We start from the raw sequence: 16,848 nt of genomic DNA, 5'->3' as shown, positions 1-16,848 counted from the left end.
GGCCGGGCGCATCGGCGCAACCTATCGCCGCAGTAGTCACGTAGGACAGCGCTGAGGGGCCACCCAGCTCCTCCACGGCACGGGAGGGAGATCACTCGCCGAAGGCGAGTGGTGGAGGGAGCCCTCCTCATAGCGCAGCGCCAGCGGACGCCCGCTCTACCATGCTCCGCATGATCCCCTCTCCCCGCGCCGGGGAGGATGTTAGAAGTGCGTCACCTCACTTGATCGGCGAGTTCGGGTCCAGCCGCATGTCGAGGTAAGTGTCGACCGAGCGCATCAGGTCGTCCATCTCGTGCTCGAAGAAGTGGTTGGCGCGCGGGATCACGTCGTGGTGGATCGTGATGTGCTTCTGCGTCCGCAGCTTGTCGACCAGCTTCTGCGAAGCGAGCGGAGTCACGACCTCGTCCTCTGCGCCCTGGATGATGATGCCCGACGAGGGGCAGGGCGCCAGGAAGCTGAAGTCGAACATGTTGGCCGGCGGCGCGATCGAGATGAAACCGCGGATCTCGGGCCGGCGCATCAGCAGCTGCATCCCGATCCACGCGCCGAAGCCGAAGCCCGCCACCCAGGTGGTCTGCGCCTCGGCGTGGAAGCTCTGCACCCAGTCGAGCGCGGCGGCCGCGTCGGAGAGCTCGCCCACGCCGTTGTCGAACACGCCCTGGCTCTTGCCGACGCCGCGAAAGTTGAAGCGCAGCGTGGCGAAACCACGGCGCTGAAAGGTCTTGTAGAGCTCCTGCACGATGCGGTTGTTCATCGTGCCGCCCGCGTTGGGGTGCGGGTGGAGGATCATCGCGACGGGCGCGCGCGGGCGCGGCGCTGGAGCGAAGCGGCCCTCGATGCGGCCTTCGGGTCCGGGAAAGATGACTTCGGGCATGGTCACTCGTCTGGAGGCGGGGCGTTGGGCCCGGCGAGAAGCGCGCTATATAGGCCGCGCGCCCGATAATGGAACGATTGGTTGACCGAACTCCGATCCCTCGACGACACGGCCCCGCCTGACGCTCCTCCCGCGGATGCGTCGGTCTACCTCGATCACGCCGCGACCGCGCCGCTCACCGCCGCCGCGCGCGCGGCCATGATCGAGGGGATGACGCATTGGGCCAACCCGTCGTCGCCGCACGCCGCCGGTCGCGCCGCGCGCGCCGCGCTGGAGCGCGCGCGCACGCAGGTGGCTGCGGCCTATGGCTGGCGGCACGAGGCGCTGTTCACCAGCGGCGCCAGCGAGTCGCTCACGATCGCGCTGGGCCGGGCGGTGGCGGGGCGGCGCGTGGTCAGCGCGGTGGAGCATGACGCGGCACTGCGCGCGGCCGGTGCGGCGGAGGTGCTGCCGGTCGACCCGCTCGGCCGCGTCGACCCGGCGCGGATCGGCGACGTCGCGGGGGCGGTGGTGGCGGTGCAATGGTGCAACAGCGAGACCGGGGTACGCCAGCCGATCGCGGAGATCGCAACGGCGGTCCGCGGGCGCGGCGGCATCCTGGTCGTCGACGCGGCGCAGATGCCCGCCTCGGACGAGCTCGCCGCGCACGCCGACATGGTCGCGCTTTCGGCGCACAAGCGCGGCGGCCCGCCGGGCGTCGGCGCGCTGCTGGTGCGCGATCTCTCGCTCCTCCACCCCAGCGGCGGACAGGAGCGCGGCTATCGCCCCGGTACCGAGAACCTGCCGGGCGCGCTCGGCTATGCCGCCGCGCTCGCCGAGCCCGAGCCCGACCACGACGAGCTGCGCGCACGGCTCGACGACCTGATCCGCCGCTCGGGCGGCGAGGTGGTCGGTGAGGGCGCCGAGCGCCACGCGGCGATCGGCTCCTATCGCATGCCCGGGGTCGCCGCGGCGGCGCAGCTGATCCGCTTCGACCTGGACCGTATCGCGGTGTCGGCGGGCAGCGCCTGCGCCAGCGGCAGCCTCAAGCCCAGCCACGTGCTGCGCGCGATGGGCTGGGGCGAGGACGCCGCGCGCGAGGTGGTGCGCGTGAGCTTCGGGCGCACCACCACCGCCGCCGAGGTGGAGCGTTTCGCCGCGGCCTGGCGCGCGGTGGCGCGGACGCGGCGGTTCGCGGCGTGACCTATCTCGACTATCAGGCGACCACGCCGCTCGCGCCCGAGGCACTGGAAGCGATGCTGCCGTGGCTGCGCGATCAGCATGCCAACCCGCACTCGCCGCACCGCCCCGGCCGCGCCGCGCGCGGGGCGGTGGAGCTCGCACGCGACCGGGTCGCGGCACTGCTGCCCAGCAGGGGGCGGGTCGCCTTCACCGCGGGCGCGACCGAGGCGCTCAACTGGGCGATCAAGGGCGCGCCGACCGGCCGGGTGGTGACGATCGCGACCGAACACGCCGCGGTGCTCGACAGCGTCGCGGCGCGCGATGACTCGCTCGTGCTGCCGGTCGGCGCGGACGGGTCGGTCGACCTCGCCGCGGCCGAGCGCGCGATCGTGCCCGGAGTGGCGCTGGTCGCGGCGATGCTGGTCAACAACGAGATCGGCGTGATCCAGCCGCTCGACGCGCTGGCAGCGATGGCGAAGCGTGCGGGCGCGCTGCTGCTCTGCGACGCGGTACAGGGTTACGGCCGCGTGCCGATCCCCGCCGACGCCGACCTGGTCGCGGTGTCGGCGCACAAGGTGTACGGCCCCAAGGGCATCGGCGCCTTGTGGATCCGCGACGGCGTGACGCTCGCGCCGCTGCTCCACGGCGGCGACCAGGAGGGCGGTCGCTCGGGCACGCTCTCGCCCGCGTTGTGCGCCGGCTTCGGCGCGGCGGCGCTGCTGCTCGCCGAGCGGCGCGAGGCCGACGCCGCCCATGTCGAGCGGCTCTGGCAGGTGGCGCGTGAGCGGCTCCCCGGCTGGACGATCAACGGCACGACCGAGGCGCGCTATCGCGGCAACCTCAGCGTGCGACGCGATGGTGTCGACGTGGCGCGGCTGATGAGCGACGTGCGCGACGTGGCCTTCTCGGCCGGCTCCGCCTGTGCCAGCGGCTCGGGGCGGAGCAGCCACGTGCTGCGCGCGCTCGGGCTGAGCGAGGCCGAGGCGCGCAGCACGATCCGGCTCGGCTTCGGCCGCTACACGCGGGAGGATGAGCTCGCGGCGGCGCTTGACCGGCTCGACGCCGCCGCCAGCGCGCAGCGGATCGCGGCATGAGGGTGCGGTTCACCGATGGCGGCGCGGTGCGCGAGGTCGAGGCGGTGCCGGGCGAGCGGCTGCTCGACGTCGCGCGGCGCGACGGCCAGCCGCTGGAGGGGACCTGCAACGGCGAGCTGGCGTGCGCGACCTGCCACGTCATCGTCGCCGCCGAGGACTTCGATCGGCTGCCCCCCGCCAGCGAGGAGGAGGAGGACATGCTCGATCTCGCCCCCGACGCGCGGCGCACCAGCCGGCTCGCCTGCCAGATCGTGCTGACCCCCGCACTGGATAAGCTTTCGGTTCGATTACCAACAAGTTCAGCATGAGTGCAGCGCGACTCCGCGATGGTCCTCGCACAGGGACATGTGAGGAGTGTTGCACATGAGATGGATGATGATGGGCCTCGCCGGCGTACTCGCGGCGACCTCGCTGGCACCGATCGCGGCAGAGGCGCAGCGCTGGCGCGACGATCGCGGCTGGCACGACAATGGCCGCCATCGCGGCTGGGACCGCGGCGACCACCGCCGCTGGGATCGCGAGCGACGCTGGCGCGACGACCGCCACTGGCGCGGCGACGGCCGGCGCTACGGCTGGAACGGCTACGGCCGCGACCGCGGCTGGGATCGGGGCCGCACCGTCTGTCGCTGGCAGGACGGGCGCTACGGCCCGGTTAAGCGGTGTTTCCGCGTCCGCGGCTGACGCGGGCTTGATTGCGCCGCCCGGCTCCGCCATATGGCGCGCGGGAGTCGGGCGGACGTGGTCGTCGCCAACCTGGTCAGGTCCTGACGGAAGCAGCCACAACGATTTCGCCGCGGGTCGTTCCGGCTCCCACCTTCGCCACCATCGCGGTTCGCCACTCCGGTCGTCACCCTACCGGGTCGACACATCGCTGCGGCGTTGCAACAAAGCGGGGCGTCGCCTGTTTCGCTACGCATGCGAAACTTCTCCCGACGCGACCTGATCAGCACGGCCGGCGGCGCTTCGCTGGTCTCCAGCCTCACCTGGGCCGTGCCCGGCCTCACCCAGAGCGGGGGTGGCGAGACGCCGTTCTCCTGGGCGATCCTGCAGCAGCGCGCCGCCGCGCTGGCTAAGCGTCGCTATCAGCCGCCGCGCGAGAGCGCCGCGGCCAAGGCGCTCGACTTCGACGACGTCGGTACCATCCGGTTCAAGCCCGATCGCACCGTCGCGGGCGGCATCCGGCTGTTCCCGCTCGGCAACGGGGCGGTCACGCCGGTGGCGATCAACCTGGTCGAGAACGGCCGCGCACGCCCGATCGTCTTCTCGCCCGAGTTGTTCGAGGGCGGCAAGGTCTCGCCGCCGCCCGGCTTCGCGGGCTTCCGCGCGATGGAGACGGGGCGCGAGAGCGACTGGCTCGCCTTCCTCGGTGCGTCCTACTTCCGCAGCGCGGGGTCGCAGGACCAATATGGCCTGTCGGCGCGCGGCATCGCGGTCGATACCGGGCTGGCGCGCGAGCAATTTCCGAATTTCACCGAGTTCTGGATCGAGCGCGGGGGTGACCAGAGCTTTACCATCTACGCGCTGATGGACGGCGAGAGCCTCACCGGTGCCTATCGCTTCGTCAGTCGCCATCCGAAGGCGGTGGTGCAGGACGTCTCGTCAGTGCTGTTCCTGCGCCGCGCGGTCGAGCGGCTCGGCGTCGCGCCGGTGACGAGCATGTTCTGGTACGACGACCGCACGCGTCGCGGCGCGACCGACTGGCGTCCTGAGATCCATGACTCGGACGGGCTCGCGCTGATCAGCCGCGAGGGCGAGCGCGTCTGGCGGCCGCTGCGCAACCCGCCGCAGCCCGCCACCGACAGCTTCGCCGCCGACGACGTGCGCGGCTTCGGCCTGCTGCAGCGCGACCGCAACTTCGACCATTATCAGGACGACGGCGCCTTCTACGACAAGCGGCCCAACTTGTGGGTCGAGCCGCGCGGGTCGTGGGGGCAGGGGCGCGTGATGCTCTACGCCTTCCCGACCGACAGCGAGACGGTCGACAATGTCGTCGCCTTCTGGACCCCGACGGCGCCGGTGCGCGCGGGCCAGCGGCTCCAGTTCGACTATCGCCTGACCTGGACCTCGGACGACCCGAGCCTCGACCGCGCCGCGCACGCCACGGACGTGTGGGTCGGCGCCGCGGGCCGGCCGGGACTGCCGGCGCTGGCGGGGGCGAGCAAGCTGGTGGTCGACTTCGTCGGTGACTCACTCGCCGGTCTCGATCGCGACAGCAAGGTCACCGCCGAGATCGGCGTCACCCGCGGTACGCTGCTGCACAGCGCGGTCTATCCCGTCGTCGGTCAGCGCAACCGCTGGCGTGTCACCGCCGACCTCCGCCCCGCGGCGGCAGGCGCCAGCGCAGGCCCGGTCGACGTGCGGCTGTATCTCAAGCGCGGCGAGGCGGCGCTGAGCGAGACCTTGCTCGTGCCGATCTACCCGGCGTGAGTGCGCTGCCGCCGCGGCTGCCCCCCGAGGCGCCGCTCGCGATGCCCGAGCAGCGTTTCGACGGTCCGCCACCCGTGCCGTCGGCCCCGCCGCCTATCGTCGGCGCGATCGGCTCGCCGACCGACGTGCTCGCGCGCCGCGCCATCCTGGTGCTGCTGACGCTGGTGCTGGCGCTGTTCGCCTCCACCTCGCTCAAGGAATCGGTGCTGAGCGACGGGATCGGCGTGACCGACGCGATGTTGCTCGCGATCTTCTTCCCGCTCTTCGCGCTGCTCGCCTTCGGCTTCATCAACGCGACCGTCGGCTATGTCGTGCTGACCACCGGTCTGCACCCCGGCTTCCGCCCGGTACCGCGCTGGTCCGAGCCGCTGCAGGGGCGCACCGCGGTGCTGATGCCCGTCCACAACGAGGACGTCGCCGACGTGTTCGGTCGGCTCGCGCATATGGCGGACGCGCTAGAGCGCGCCAGCGCGGCGGGGTCGTTCGACTTCTTCGTGTTGAGCGACTCCGCCGCCGACAATGAGGCGGAGGAACTCGCCGCCTGGGAGATCCTGTCGCGACGCAGCGCCTGCGCGATCTATTATCGTCGGCGCACGGAGAATGTGGGACGCAAGCCGGGCAATATCGCCGAGTGGCTCCGCCGCTTCGGCGCCAGCTACGACTATATGCTGATGCTCGACGCCGACAGTCTGATGGGCGGCGAGACGATCCTCGGCATGGCGCAGATCATGGACCGTCGCCCCGCCGTGGGCCTGCTCCAGACCGTGCCGCAGGTAATCGGGGCGCGGACGCTGTTTCAGCGCTGGATGCAGTTCGCCAGCCGCATCTACGGCCCGATCGCGACGGCGGGGCTGGTCTGGTGGTCCGGTCCCGAGGCGACCTTCTGGGGCCACAACGCGCTGATCCGGGTCCGCGCCTTCGCCGAGAGCTGCGGCCTACCGGTGCTGCCGGGCCAGCCCCCCTTCGGCGGCACGATCATGAGCCACGACGTCGTCGAGGCGGCGCTGCTGCGGCGGCGCGGCTGGCGCGTGCACATGGTGATGACGGAGGACACGTTCGAGGAATATCCGCCGACGATGATCGATGCCGCGGTGCGAGACCGGCGGTGGGCGCAAGGTAACCTCCAGCACCTCGCGCTGCTGCACGCATCGGGCTTCCATTGGATCAACCGGCTGCAACTGCTGCTCGGCGCGGCGGGCTATCTCGCTTCGCCGCTGTGGCTGCTGCTGATCACGGTGAGCGTGGTGCAGGCGGTGCGCGGCGAGCGCGGGCTGATGTCAGGCGATTCGACCGGCACCGTTCTGTTCGTCACGCTGGCGCTGCTGTTCGGCCCCAAGCTGCTCGGCGTGCTCAACGCCATCGCCGACGTCCGGCTGCGGCGATCGATGGGCGGGACGGGCGCGATCCTGCGCTCGGTCGCGCTCGACGTGCCGCTCTCGACGCTGGCGGCCCCCGCGATCGCGCTGACCCAGACGATCGACCTGATCGGCATCACGCGACAGCGCCGCGCGGAGTGGCAGCCGCAGAACCGTCGCGGCGACTCGCTCGCCATGGCGGCGATCCTGCCGCGCTACCGCTGGCATCTCGGGCTGGGCGTGCTGCTGCTCGCGCTGACGCCGCTGATGCCGCTCACCGCCTTGTGGCTCGCGCCGGTCACGCTCGGGCTGCTGCTGTCGCCGCTTATCGTGCAGTGGACCGCGAGCGAGCGCTGGGGGCGGCGCGCCGGCGCGGGTCGTCTTTTCCTGACCGACGTCGGTGTGCCCGAGCCGCAGCCGCTGCCGATCCTCGAGGGTAGGGCCGGTCGCGGCACCTGAACGTGCCACGAAAAAGGGGAGCGCCCGGCTGGGCACTCCCCTTCCGCATCACGCGATCGGTCAGCTCAGTTGCTGTCCGAGTCGTCGCCATCGTCGGCGATGATGATGATGCCGGCGACGACCGCCGCGGCGGCCACGGCCGCCACGATCAGCCCGCCGCCCGCGAGCGCCTTGCTGTCCTTCGAGGTCGTCGTGCCGGCGCGAGCCGACTTGGCGACCGACAGGCTCGCCGCCGGGTTCGCCGGCGCCGCGACCGCCGGAGCGACCGCGAGCGAGGCGGCAGCGGCCGCGACCAGATACTTACCGAACTTCATTACTTATCTCCCCGGAAGGAGTTGGTCGTTTTCCATGTCATCGCTCAGAAGGCAATTCTGAACTGACCCAAAACGCGACGGGTCGATGACGTCGAGCGGCCACGTGGCGCGACAGGCCCGCGATCGATCCCGCTCACTCCTTCGCGGTGCCGGGTTCCGCCATGTTGCGGTGCATGTGCGCGGTAACCTCGGCGGGAAGGACGTGCGCCGCCGCGGCCTGGAGCTTGTTCTTCCAGCCCGATACGATCGAGTGCTTGCCCGCCATCAGCGCGTCCCAGCCGTCGCGCGCCACCTTGGCCGGATCGGACTTGCTGTCCGAGGTGCCGACGTCGGTGTCCATCATGTCGGCGCGATCGAAGAACTCGGTGTCGACCGGTCCCGGCATCAGCGTGGTGAGGGTGACGCCCTGATGGTCCTTGAGCTCGTCGCGCAGCGCGTCGGTGAAATGGTCGACGAACGCCTTGGTGCCGTTGTAGACCGCCTGAAAGCTGCCCGGGATGAAGCCGGCGATCGAGCCGGTCACCAGCACCTTGCCGTCGCCGCGCGCGACCATCTGCCGCAACACTTTCTGAAGCAGATAGGTGGTGCCGGTGATGTTGGTGTCGACCACACGCTTCCAGTCGGCGACGTCCTGGTCGAGGAAGGCGCGGCCAAGCCCCACGCCCGCGTTGGCGCAGAGCAGGTCGATCGGCCGTCCGCTCGCCGCGGCAAGCAACTGGTCGACGCCGCCGATCGTCGCGAGATCGGCCTCGACCGAGCTGACGTGCGTGCCGAACTGTTCGAAGTCGGCCGCGGCGGCATCGATCAGCGGCTCGTCGGCGACGACGAGGATGTCGTAGCCGTCCTGCGCCGCGAGTGTTGCCAGCTCGAAACCGATGCCGGTGGAAGCGCCGGTGATGATCGCGAATTTGTCCGCCATGTCTGTCTCTCCTCAGTCCAGACCGGGCTTGAGCACGATCTTGGTGACCTCGTTCTGCTGGTCGTGGAACATCTTGTAGCCCTTCGGCCCTTCGCTCAGCGGCATCCGGTGCGAGATCAGGAACTCGGTGTCGATCTTGTCCTCGAGGATCGCCTGAAGCAGCGCGGGCATGTAATGCTGGACGTGGGTCTGACCGGTCTTGAGCGTCAGCCCCTTCTCCATGAAGGCGCCGAGCGGCCATTTGTCGACGAACCCGCCGTACACTGCCGGCATCGAGACGCGACCGCCCTTGCGGCAGGCGATGATCGCCTGACGGTTGGCGTGCGCGCGGTCGGTGCCGAGGAAGGTCGAGGCCTTGATCTGGTCGAGCACGTTGTCGACGAAGAAACCGTGCGCCTCGAGCCCGACCGAGTCGATCACCGCGTCGGGGCCGATCCCGCCGGTCATCACCATCAGCGCCTCGTAGACCGCGGTCTCCTCGAAGTTGATCGTCTCCGCGCCGAAGCGCTTGGCGAGCGCGAGCCGGTTGGGGAAATGATCGATCGCGATCACGCGCTCCGCGCCCATCAGGAAGGCCGACTGCACCGCGAACAGCCCGACCGGGCCGCAGCCCCACACCGCCACCGTGTCGCCCGGCTCGATGTCGGCGTTCTCTGCGGCCATCCAGCCGGTGGGGAGGATGTCCGAGAGGAACAGGACTTTATCGTCCTCCACGCCGTCAGGAATGACGATCGGGCCAACGTCGCTGAACGGCACGCGGACATATTCCGCCTGGCCGCCGGCATAGCCGCCGGTCATGTGGCTGTAGCCGAACAGCCCGGCCATGGGCTGGCCGTACAGCTCCTGCGCGATGTCCTGATTGTCGGCGGGCAGACCGTTGTCGCAGGCGGAATATTGATGCTTCGAGCAGTGATAGCAGCTGCCACACGAGATGGTGAAGGGCACCACCACGCGCTGCCCCTTCTTCAGCGTCGACTTGGGGCCTACCTCGACCACCTCGCCCATGAACTCGTGGCCGAGCACGTCGCCCGACTGCATCGTCGGGATATAGCCGTCGTAGAGGTGGAGGTCCGAGCCGCAGATCGCGGTGGAGGTCACCTTGATGACGCAGTCGCGCGGGTTGACGATGCCGGGATCGTCGACCGTGTCGACGCGGACGTCATGCTTGCCATGCCAGGCGATCGCCTTCACAGCCCCATCTCCTCATATTGCTGGCGGTTCATCGCGGGCGTGGCGATCTCCCCGGTCTCGAGCAGCTGCTTGAGCCGGCGCAGGTCGCGGCGTGCCTGGATCGCGGGCTCGCGCTGGAACATCTTGGCGATCACCTTGCCGATCACGCCGCCGGGCGGGTCGTAGAGGATCGTCGCGACCAACACGGTGCCCCGGGTGCCGGCGTCGTGGAACTCGACCCGGCCCGAGTTGGGCACCTCCGCGCCGCCCTCGCTCGTCCAGGCGAGGAGCTTGTTCTCCTCCTCCGCGGTGAGCCGCGCGTCCCACTCGACCGTGCCGCCTGCCGGCGCCTTCACGACCCAGTGCGAGCGTTGCCGGTCGAGCACGTCGATACGCTCGACATTCTCCATGAAGCTGGGCAAGTTCGCGAAGTCGCGGAAGTAGGCATAAACCTCCTCGACCGGGCGGTTGATCGTCACCGCGCGCGCGGTGATCTGCGTACCGCTCGCCTCGGGGATCGACGCCTTGGCGCGCTCGACCGCGTCGCGCTGTTTCGAGGTGGCGAGGGGGGCATCGTCGGACTGCTGGTGGAGCAGCTGGTCGGCCATCACGGGCTCCTTCGTATCTGCTGCCCCACCAAGCGCGCGCTATCGCGTTGTGTTCCTCGCTAAAATCAACGACTTGATCTAACTCAATCAGCTCGTCTCATGGATTGCCCTTGCCGCCGTGCGCGCCCACCGCGGTGCCGGTGGAGAAGCTGGTCCCGTCCTCCGCCAGGGCGACGTAAAGTGGGGCGAGCTCGGCCGGCTGACCGGCGCGGCCCATCGGCGTGTCTTGGCCGAACTCGCCCATCTTGCCGGGTAGCTGGCCGCCGGCGACCTGGAGCGGGGTCCAGATCGGCCCCGGCGCCACCATGTTGACGCGGATGCCTTTCTTGGCGAGCTGCTTGGCCAGCCCCTTGGTGAAGATGAGGATCGCGCCCTTGGTCGAGGCGTAATCGAGCAGCTCCTCGCCGGGATCGTAGCTGTTGACCGAGCCGGTGTTGATGATCACCGAGCCCGGCGGCATCGACGGGATCGCCGCTTTGGCGATGCGGAACATCGCGAAAATGTTGGTCTCGAAGGTGCGCACCATCTGCTCGTCGCTGATCTCGGCGATGTCCGACTTGCTCTGCTGATAGGCGGCGTTGTTGACGAGCAGGTCGAGCCCGCCGAGCCCGCGCACCGCGTCGGCGACCAGCTTGGTGCAGGCGCGCTCGGTACGGATGTCGGCCGGCAGCAGCACCGCCTTGCGCCCGGCCTGCTCGATCAGCGCCTTGACCTCCTGCGCGTCGGGCTCCTCGGTCGGGTAGTAATTGATCGCGACGTCCGCACCCTCGCGCGCGAAGGCGATCGCGGCGGCTCGCCCGATCCCGCTGTCGCCGCCGGTGACGAGCGCCTTACGGCCCGTGAGCCGACCCGAGCCGCGATAGCTGGTCTCGCCGCTGTCGGGACGCGGGTTCATCTTCGACTGCAGCGCGGGCCAGGGCTGGCGCTGCTCGGGGAAGGGCTGGCTAGTGTATTTGCTGCGCGGGTCGCTGAGCTTGGCCGGGCCGGACGGCTGTGCGCCGCTGCCCTGCGCCGCGGCGGTGGTAGCGGTTAAGGCGAGGCCGGCGGCAGCGCCGCCCAGGATGGTACGGCGCGTCGTGCCCTGATCGTCCATGTCGCTGATCTCCAAGAAGGATTTGCGCCGAACGGGTGAGAAGGGCAGAGGTTCAGGGGGTAGCGCGACGGCGCGCGAATGTTGCGAATGTTGAGTCGCGGGCGCGTTTGGGTGCGGGGCGTTTTGCTGGGGGTACGATGTCAAAGCGCGGCCGCCAGGCTAGCTCGATCCCCGCCAAGTAGGACAGCCCCGAGATCCTCCCCGCTTGCGGGAAGGGGGACCGCGGCGAAGCCGGTGGTGGAGGGGGCTGTCCACACACAGGCTGGGTCGTATGCGGACGCCCCCCTCCACCAGCCTGCGGCTGGTCTCGCTCCCCGCGAGCGGGGAGGATTTAGGCCCACCTCACGGCCCGTTCGCCGCCAGCTCCGCGAGCCACGCCTTGGCCGTGCCATCCGACGGCGCGCGCCAGTCGCCGCGCGGCGACAGAGCGCCCCCCGCCGACACCTTGGGTCCGTTGGGGATCGCCGAGCGCTTGAACTGGCTCGTCTGGAAGAAGCGGACGAGGAAGCGCTCGAGCCACAGCCGCACCGTGTCGAGGTCATAGGCGGTGCGCGCCGCCTCGGGGTAACCGATCGGCCAGCGCCCCTGCTCCAGGTCGCGCCAGGCGTGCCACGCCAGGAACGCGATCTTGGATGGCGCGAGCCCGTGGCGGATCACGTAGTGCGCGAAGAAGTCGTTGAGCGCGTACGGCCCGATCTTGCTCTCGGTGCTCTGCAGCTCCTCGCCCGGCACCAGCTCGGGCGAGATCTCCTGCGACAGGATGGCGTCGAGCACCGCGTTGGTCGGTGCGTCATATTGACCGGTCGCGATCGCCCAGCGGATCAGGAACTGGATCAGCGTCTTGGGCACACCGGCGTTGACCGCATAATGGCTCATCTGGTCGCCGACCCCATAGGTGCACCAGCCCAGCGCCAGCTCGCTGAGGTCGCCCGTGCCGACCACCAGCCCGTCGCGCTGGTTGGCGATGCGGAAGAGATAGTCGGTGCGCAGCCCCGCCTGGACGTTCTCGAAGGTGACGTCATACACCGGCTCGCCCCGGCCGAACGGATGGCCCATGTCGGCGAGCATCCGCGTCGCGGCGGGGCGGATGTCGATCTCCTCCGCGGTGATGCCGAGCGCGTCCATCAGCTTCCAGGCGTTGCTCTTGGTGCCCTCGCTGGTGGCGAAGCCGGGAAGGGTGATCCCGAGGATGTCCGCGCGCGGCCGCCCGAGCCGGTCGAGCGCCTTGGCCGCGACGATCAGCGCGTGCGTGCTGTCGAGCCCGCCCGACACGCCGATCACGAGCCGCTTCGCGTTCGCGGCGACGAGCCGCTTGGCGATGCCCTCGACCTGGATGTTGAACGCCTCGTAGCAATCCTCGTCGAGCTTGGCGGGATCGTTGGGCACGAACGGGAAACGGCGCAGGTCGCGCTCCAGCCCGACGTCGGCGACATCGGGCCGGTGCGCGAAGCCGACGCGGCGGAAGCGCGTCTCGGGATGGCCGAGCAGCGCGGCGCTGTCGTTGAACGTGCCGTTGCGCAGCCGCTCCTGCGCGAGCCGCTCGAGGTCGACGTCGGCGACGACCAGCTCGGGCTCGTGCGCGAAGCGGGTCGACTCCGCGAGCAGCTCGCCGAGCTCGTGCACCGTGCCCTGGCCGTCCCAGGCGAGATCGGTGGTGCTCTCGCCGGGCCCGGCGGCCGAATAGACGTAGGCGCACATCGCGCGCGCCGACTGCGAAGCCGACAGCATCATCCGCTCGCGCGACTTGCCGATCACCACATTCGAGGCGGAAAGGTTGGCGCACACCAAAGCCCCGGCGAGCGCGCCGAGCGTCGAGGGCGGTGTGGGGGACCAGTAATCCTCGCAGATCTCAGCGTGGACGACGAAGCGCGGCAGGTCGTCCGCGGCGAACAGCAGGTCGGTGCCGAACGGCACCTCCTCTTCGCCGATACGGATCGACAGCCCGGCGAGGCCGCCGCCGCTCGCGAACCAGCGCTTCTCGTAATATTCGCGGTAGTTGGGGAGGAAGGTCTTGGGCACCACGCCGAGCACGCGCCCGCGCGCGACCGCCAGCGCGGAATTGTAGAGCCGACCCTCTCGCTCGAGCGCGGCGCCGACCAGCAGCACGGGGCGCAGGTCGGCGGAGGCTGCCACCACGCGCGCGATCGCGTCGCGCGTGGCGCGCTGCGACGCCGACTGGAGGTGGAGGTCGTCGATCGCGTAGCTGCTGAGGTTGAGCTCGGGGAAGACGACAAGGTCGACGGCCTTCTCGTGTGCGCGTCGCGCCAGCGCGATCGTCGCCTCGGCGTTGAAGGCGGGGTCACCGACACTGGCGGTCGGGGTGGCCGCGGCGACACGCAGCAGGCCGTGGTGGTGGATCGAGCGGAAGGCCGGGTTCATGTCACTGACCTACCCGCCTGCGCGCCGCCTCACCACCCGGCGTATCTTAACTTCTCTCAGTCGCAGCACCGCGCTAGGCTCCCGAACGCGATGAACCAACCGTTGACCTCGCCGAGCGATCCGACGCTGCTGTTCGTGCATGGCGGCGAGATGGGCCAGCGGATCCTGGCGCACGACTGGTCGGCCTCGCCGCTCGGCCCGATCGCCGGCTGGCCCGCGGAGCTGCGCAACGCGCTGGCGCTGGCGCTGCCCGCGCGAGTCGAGATCGTGCTGTTCTGGGGCCCGGATTACGTCGCGCTCTACAACGACGCCTACGCCCCGACGATCGGCGCCAAGCATCCGCGCGCACTGGGCCGGCCGGCGCATGAGTCGTGGAGCGAGCTGTGGGACGATCTCGAGCCGCTGCTCGCGCACGTGCGCACCAGCGGCGAGACCTTCGCCGCCAAGGACCGTCCCTTCTACATCGAGCGCACCGGGCAGGGCGAGACGGTCTATTTCGACGTCAGCTACTCGCCGGTGCCGCTGGCGGACGGCAGCGTCGGCGGCGTGCTGTGCATCGTCTCCGAGACCACCGCTCGGGTGCGCGCCGCGCGCGCGATGGCGGAGGACCGTGAGCGGCTGCGCGAGATGTTCGATCAGGCGCCGGGTTTCATCGCGGTGCTGCGCCAGCCCGGCCATGTGGTCGAGCTCGCCAACGCTTCCTACCGCCGGCTGGTCGGCGGGCGCGACGTGGTCGGCCGCGCTTTGGCGGAGGCGGTGCCCGAGGTGGCGCAGCGCGGGCTGATCGACAAGCTCGACGGCGTGGTGGCGACCGGGCGACCGTATCGCGGGACCGAGGTGCCGCTGCTGCTGCCGCGCGACGACGGTGGCAGCGAGGAGCGCCGGCTCGACTTCATCCTCCAGCCAGTCACCGACGCGAACGGGGCTGTCACCGCGGTGTTCGTCGAGGGCACCGACGTCACCGAGCGCCACCGCGCCGAGAGCGCGCTGGCGCTGAGCCGCGACTCACTCGAACTCGCCACCGAGGCGGGCGAGATCGGCACCTGGGACTATGACCTCGCCGCCGACCGCTTCTCCTGCTCGCCGCGGACCTGGGCGATGTACGGGATCGAGCCGGGGCCGGCGCAGTCGCTCGCCGAGTTCGCGGCCTTGCTCCACCCAGAGGACCGGCCGCGCGTGCGCCAGGCCTTTCTCGCCACGATCGATCCCGCGCGCCGCGCGCGCTACGACATCGAGTATCGCACCTGCCCGGCGCCCGACGGCTCGACCCGCTGGCTCGCGGTGCGCGGACGCGGGCTGTTCGAGGACGAGCGCTGCGTGCGCGCGATCGGCACCGTGATCGACGTCACCGCGCGCAAACGCGAGGCCGACGCGCTGCGCGAGAGCGAGGCGCGCTTCCGCATGCTCGCCGACAGCCTGCCCGCCCTGGTGTGGCTGACCGACGCCGAGCTGAACCTCACCTTCGCCAGCGAGGGCTTCCGCGCGATCCTGGGCGTCGCGCCCGACGAGGTAGTGGCCAGCGGCTGGCTCTCGCTGCTGCCGAGCGAGCTGCGCGCGGCGGCGGCGCGGCGGCTGGTCGAGCGGCAGCGCGCACGCGACCCGCTGAGCGGCGACTATCGCCTGCTCACGCGCGCGGGCGGCGAGCGCTGGGTCCACGCCGAGGCGCGCGCGCGCTTCCTCGGCGGCACCTTCCTCGGCTATGTCGGCTGCGCGATCGACGTGACCGAGGCGCACCTCGCCGGCGAGCGCCTCGAGGCGCGGGTGGAAGAGCGCACCGCCGAGCTCACCCGCCAGATCGCCGAGCGCGAGAAGGTGGAGGAGACGCTCCACCAGCTTCAGCGGCTCGAGGCGATCGGCCAGCTCACCTCGGGCGTGGCGCACGACTTCAACAACCTGCTCACCGTGGTGCTCGGCAACGTCGAGATGGTGTCGCGCGCCGCGGCGCGGGGGCCGCTGACGCCGCGCGCGCTGGAGCAGCTCGATCATGTTCGTGCGGCCGCCGAGCGCGGGGCGACGCTGACCGCGCAGTTGCTCGCCTTCTCGCGCCGCCAGCGCCTCGAGGCCAAGGTGGTCGACCTCAACGCCGCGGTGACCGGGCTCGTCCCGCTACTGGAGAGCACGCTGGGGCGCTCGATCGCGATCGAGGCGGCGGTGTGCGACCAGCCCTGGCCCGCGATGGTCGATCCGACTCAGCTCGAGCTGATCCTGCTCAACCTCGCGATCAACGCGCGCGACGCCATGCCCGGCGGGGGGACGCTGCGGGTGAGCACCGCCAACGTCGCGCTCGGCACCCCGATGCGGCCGGAGGAGCCGTGCGCGGGCGATTACGTCCGGGTCGCGGTGAGCGACACCGGCACGGGCATGACGCCCGAGGTACTGGCGCGCGCGCTCGAGCCCTTCTTCACTACCAAGGAGGTGGGCAAGGGGTCGGGGCTGGGCCTCGCACAGGTGTTCGGCTTCGCCAAGCAATCGGGCGGGGGCGTGCGGATCGACACCCGGCCGGGCGAGGGCACGCGAGTCTCGGTCTATCTGCCGCGCGCCACCGCGGCACCGGGCGAGGCCACGGCGGGCGAGCGGCGCGACGACGTCGGCTCGGTGGCGGGACGGCGCGTCTTGGTGCTCGACGACGAGGACCGCGTGCGCGAGATCACCGCCGACGCGCTGCGCGACGCCGGCTGCGGCGTGGTCGAGGCGGCGGACGGCGCCGCCGCGCTCGACGCGCTCGACGCCGATCCCGCGATCGAGGCGGTGGTGGCGGACGTCGCTATGCCCGTGATGACCGGGGTGGAGTTCGCGCGCCGCGCGCGCCGGCGCCGGCCGACGCTACCGGTGCTGTTCGTCACCGGCTATGCCGACGCCGACGAACTCGCCGACGTGCCCGCGCCGCAGGTGATCCGCAAACCCTATACGCGCGTTCAGCTCGTCGAGCGGCTCGCCGCTCTGCTCGCGCCGGCGGAGCTGTCCCAAGGCTGACTCGCCGGTTCAGCCATCATTC

General features: G+C 70.8%; 14 protein-coding genes and 1 other RNA gene. 8 read left to right on the top strand and 7 right to left on the bottom strand.

The features are described from left to right. Nucleotides 1–217: 217 nt before the first annotated feature. Complete coding sequence (locus KZ820_RS01300) at nt 218–874, bottom strand: alpha/beta hydrolase (RefSeq protein ID WP_132907843.1); 657 nt, start codon at nt 872–874, stop codon at nt 218–220. 198 nt (nt 875–1,072) lie between these two features. On the opposite strand from KZ820_RS01300, the gene KZ820_RS01295 reads away from it, so the two are divergent. From KZ820_RS01295 to mdoH, 7 genes are all read left to right on the top strand, one after another. Continuing rightward, on the top strand, nt 1,073–2,056 hold the full coding sequence (locus KZ820_RS01295; RefSeq protein ID WP_373369010.1) for a cysteine desulfurase family protein: 984 nt from the start codon (nt 1,073–1,075) through the stop codon (nt 2,054–2,056). After that, on the top strand, nt 2,053–3,129 hold the full coding sequence (locus tag KZ820_RS01290; RefSeq protein ID WP_219746914.1) for a cysteine desulfurase family protein: 1,077 nt from the start codon (nt 2,053–2,055) through the stop codon (nt 3,127–3,129). Before KZ820_RS01295 ends, KZ820_RS01290 begins: the two co-directional genes overlap by 4 nt. After that, nucleotides 3,126–3,437: a 2Fe-2S iron-sulfur cluster-binding protein gene (locus tag KZ820_RS01285; RefSeq protein WP_183930008.1), complete on the top strand. Its 312-nt coding sequence runs from the start codon at nt 3,126–3,128 to the stop codon at nt 3,435–3,437. The genes KZ820_RS01290 and KZ820_RS01285 overlap by 4 nt, the downstream gene beginning before the upstream one ends. Before the next feature lie 55 nt (nt 3,438–3,492). Further along, nucleotides 3,493–3,810: a hypothetical protein gene (locus tag KZ820_RS01280; protein WP_219746913.1), complete on the top strand. Its 318-nt coding sequence runs from the start codon at nt 3,493–3,495 to the stop codon at nt 3,808–3,810. 39 nt (nt 3,811–3,849) lie between these two features. Continuing rightward, nucleotides 3,850–3,947: signal recognition particle sRNA small type (gene ffs / locus KZ820_RS01275), an RNA gene on the top strand. A 97-nt stretch (nt 3,948–4,044) separates the two neighbouring features. Next, a complete protein-coding gene (locus tag KZ820_RS01270) occupies nt 4,045–5,556 on the top strand; it encodes an OpgD/OpgG family glucan biosynthesis protein (RefSeq protein ID WP_219746912.1) in 1,512 nt (503 codons plus the stop codon). Beyond that, on the top strand, nt 5,553–7,370 hold the full coding sequence (gene mdoH, locus KZ820_RS01265) for a glucans biosynthesis glucosyltransferase MdoH (protein WP_308462087.1): 1,818 nt from the start codon (nt 5,553–5,555) through the stop codon (nt 7,368–7,370). The genes KZ820_RS01270 and mdoH overlap by 4 nt, the downstream gene beginning before the upstream one ends. A 65-nt stretch (nt 7,371–7,435) precedes the next feature. Here mdoH and KZ820_RS01260 read toward each other — a convergent pair whose 3' ends face one another. The 6 genes from KZ820_RS01260 to KZ820_RS01235 all read right to left on the bottom strand — a co-directional run bounded on the left by KZ820_RS01260 (nt 7,436) and on the right by KZ820_RS01235 (nt 13,853). Then, nucleotides 7,436–7,684: a hypothetical protein gene (locus KZ820_RS01260; RefSeq protein WP_219746911.1), complete on the bottom strand. Its 249-nt coding sequence runs from the start codon at nt 7,682–7,684 to the stop codon at nt 7,436–7,438. A 133-nt stretch (nt 7,685–7,817) separates the two neighbouring features. Then, on the bottom strand, nt 7,818–8,603 hold the full coding sequence (locus KZ820_RS01255; RefSeq protein ID WP_219746910.1) for an SDR family NAD(P)-dependent oxidoreductase: 786 nt from the start codon (nt 8,601–8,603) through the stop codon (nt 7,818–7,820). A 12-nt stretch (nt 8,604–8,615) separates the two neighbouring features. Then, nucleotides 8,616–9,794: a zinc-dependent alcohol dehydrogenase gene (locus KZ820_RS01250; protein WP_183943611.1), complete on the bottom strand. Its 1,179-nt coding sequence runs from the start codon at nt 9,792–9,794 to the stop codon at nt 8,616–8,618. After that, a complete protein-coding gene (locus KZ820_RS01245; RefSeq protein ID WP_219746909.1) occupies nt 9,791–10,381 on the bottom strand; it encodes an SRPBCC family protein in 591 nt (196 codons plus the stop codon). The genes KZ820_RS01250 and KZ820_RS01245 overlap by 4 nt, the downstream gene beginning before the upstream one ends. A gap of 97 nt (nt 10,382–10,478) precedes the next feature. Next, nucleotides 10,479–11,474 (bottom strand): SDR family oxidoreductase, encoded by a 996-nt coding sequence (locus tag KZ820_RS01240; RefSeq protein ID WP_219746908.1) that lies wholly within the window; start codon nt 11,472–11,474, stop codon nt 10,479–10,481. 342 nt (nt 11,475–11,816) lie between these two features. Continuing rightward, nucleotides 11,817–13,853 (bottom strand): NAD(+) synthase, encoded by a 2,037-nt coding sequence (locus KZ820_RS01235; protein WP_219746907.1) that lies wholly within the window; start codon nt 13,851–13,853, stop codon nt 11,817–11,819. 90 nt (nt 13,854–13,943) lie between these two features. On the opposite strand from KZ820_RS01235, the gene KZ820_RS01230 reads away from it, so the two are divergent. Beyond that, entirely contained in the window at nt 13,944–16,826 is a 2,883-nt protein-coding gene (locus KZ820_RS01230; RefSeq protein ID WP_219746906.1) for a PAS domain S-box protein, read from the top strand. Nucleotides 16,827–16,848: the final 22 nt, after the last annotated feature.

The organism is Sphingomonas citri (assembly GCF_019429485.1).
Classification (GTDB): Bacteria; Pseudomonadota; Alphaproteobacteria; order Sphingomonadales; family Sphingomonadaceae; genus Sphingomonas; species Sphingomonas citri.
This window is presented reverse-complemented; position numbering and strand designations above follow the sequence as displayed.

What these genes read in the sequence shown, in the direction of transcription:
- KZ820_RS01300 (WP_132907843.1), bottom strand. Translation starts at nt 874, where the DNA reads ATGCCCGAAGTCATCTTTCCCGGACCCGAAGGCCGCATCGAGGGCCGC.
- KZ820_RS01295 (WP_373369010.1), top strand. Translation starts at nt 1,073, where the DNA reads ATGATCGAGGGGATGACGCATTGGGCCAACCCGTCGTCGCCGCACGCC.
- KZ820_RS01285 (WP_183930008.1), top strand. Translation starts at nt 3,126, where the DNA reads ATGAGGGTGCGGTTCACCGATGGCGGCGCGGTGCGCGAGGTCGAGGCG.
- KZ820_RS01280 (WP_219746913.1), top strand. Translation starts at nt 3,493, where the DNA reads ATGAGATGGATGATGATGGGCCTCGCCGGCGTACTCGCGGCGACCTCG.
- KZ820_RS01270 (WP_219746912.1), top strand. Translation starts at nt 4,045, where the DNA reads ATGCGAAACTTCTCCCGACGCGACCTGATCAGCACGGCCGGCGGCGCT.
- KZ820_RS01260 (WP_219746911.1), bottom strand. Translation starts at nt 7,684, where the DNA reads ATGAAGTTCGGTAAGTATCTGGTCGCGGCCGCTGCCGCCTCGCTCGCG.
- KZ820_RS01255 (WP_219746910.1), bottom strand. Translation starts at nt 8,603, where the DNA reads ATGGCGGACAAATTCGCGATCATCACCGGCGCTTCCACCGGCATCGGT.
- KZ820_RS01245 (WP_219746909.1), bottom strand. Translation starts at nt 10,381, where the DNA reads ATGGCCGACCAGCTGCTCCACCAGCAGTCCGACGATGCCCCCCTCGCC.
- KZ820_RS01240 (WP_219746908.1), bottom strand. Translation starts at nt 11,474, where the DNA reads ATGGACGATCAGGGCACGACGCGCCGTACCATCCTGGGCGGCGCTGCC.
- KZ820_RS01235 (WP_219746907.1), bottom strand. Translation starts at nt 13,853, where the DNA reads ATGAACCCGGCCTTCCGCTCGATCCACCACCACGGCCTGCTGCGTGTC.
- KZ820_RS01230 (WP_219746906.1), top strand. Translation starts at nt 13,944, where the DNA reads ATGAACCAACCGTTGACCTCGCCGAGCGATCCGACGCTGCTGTTCGTG.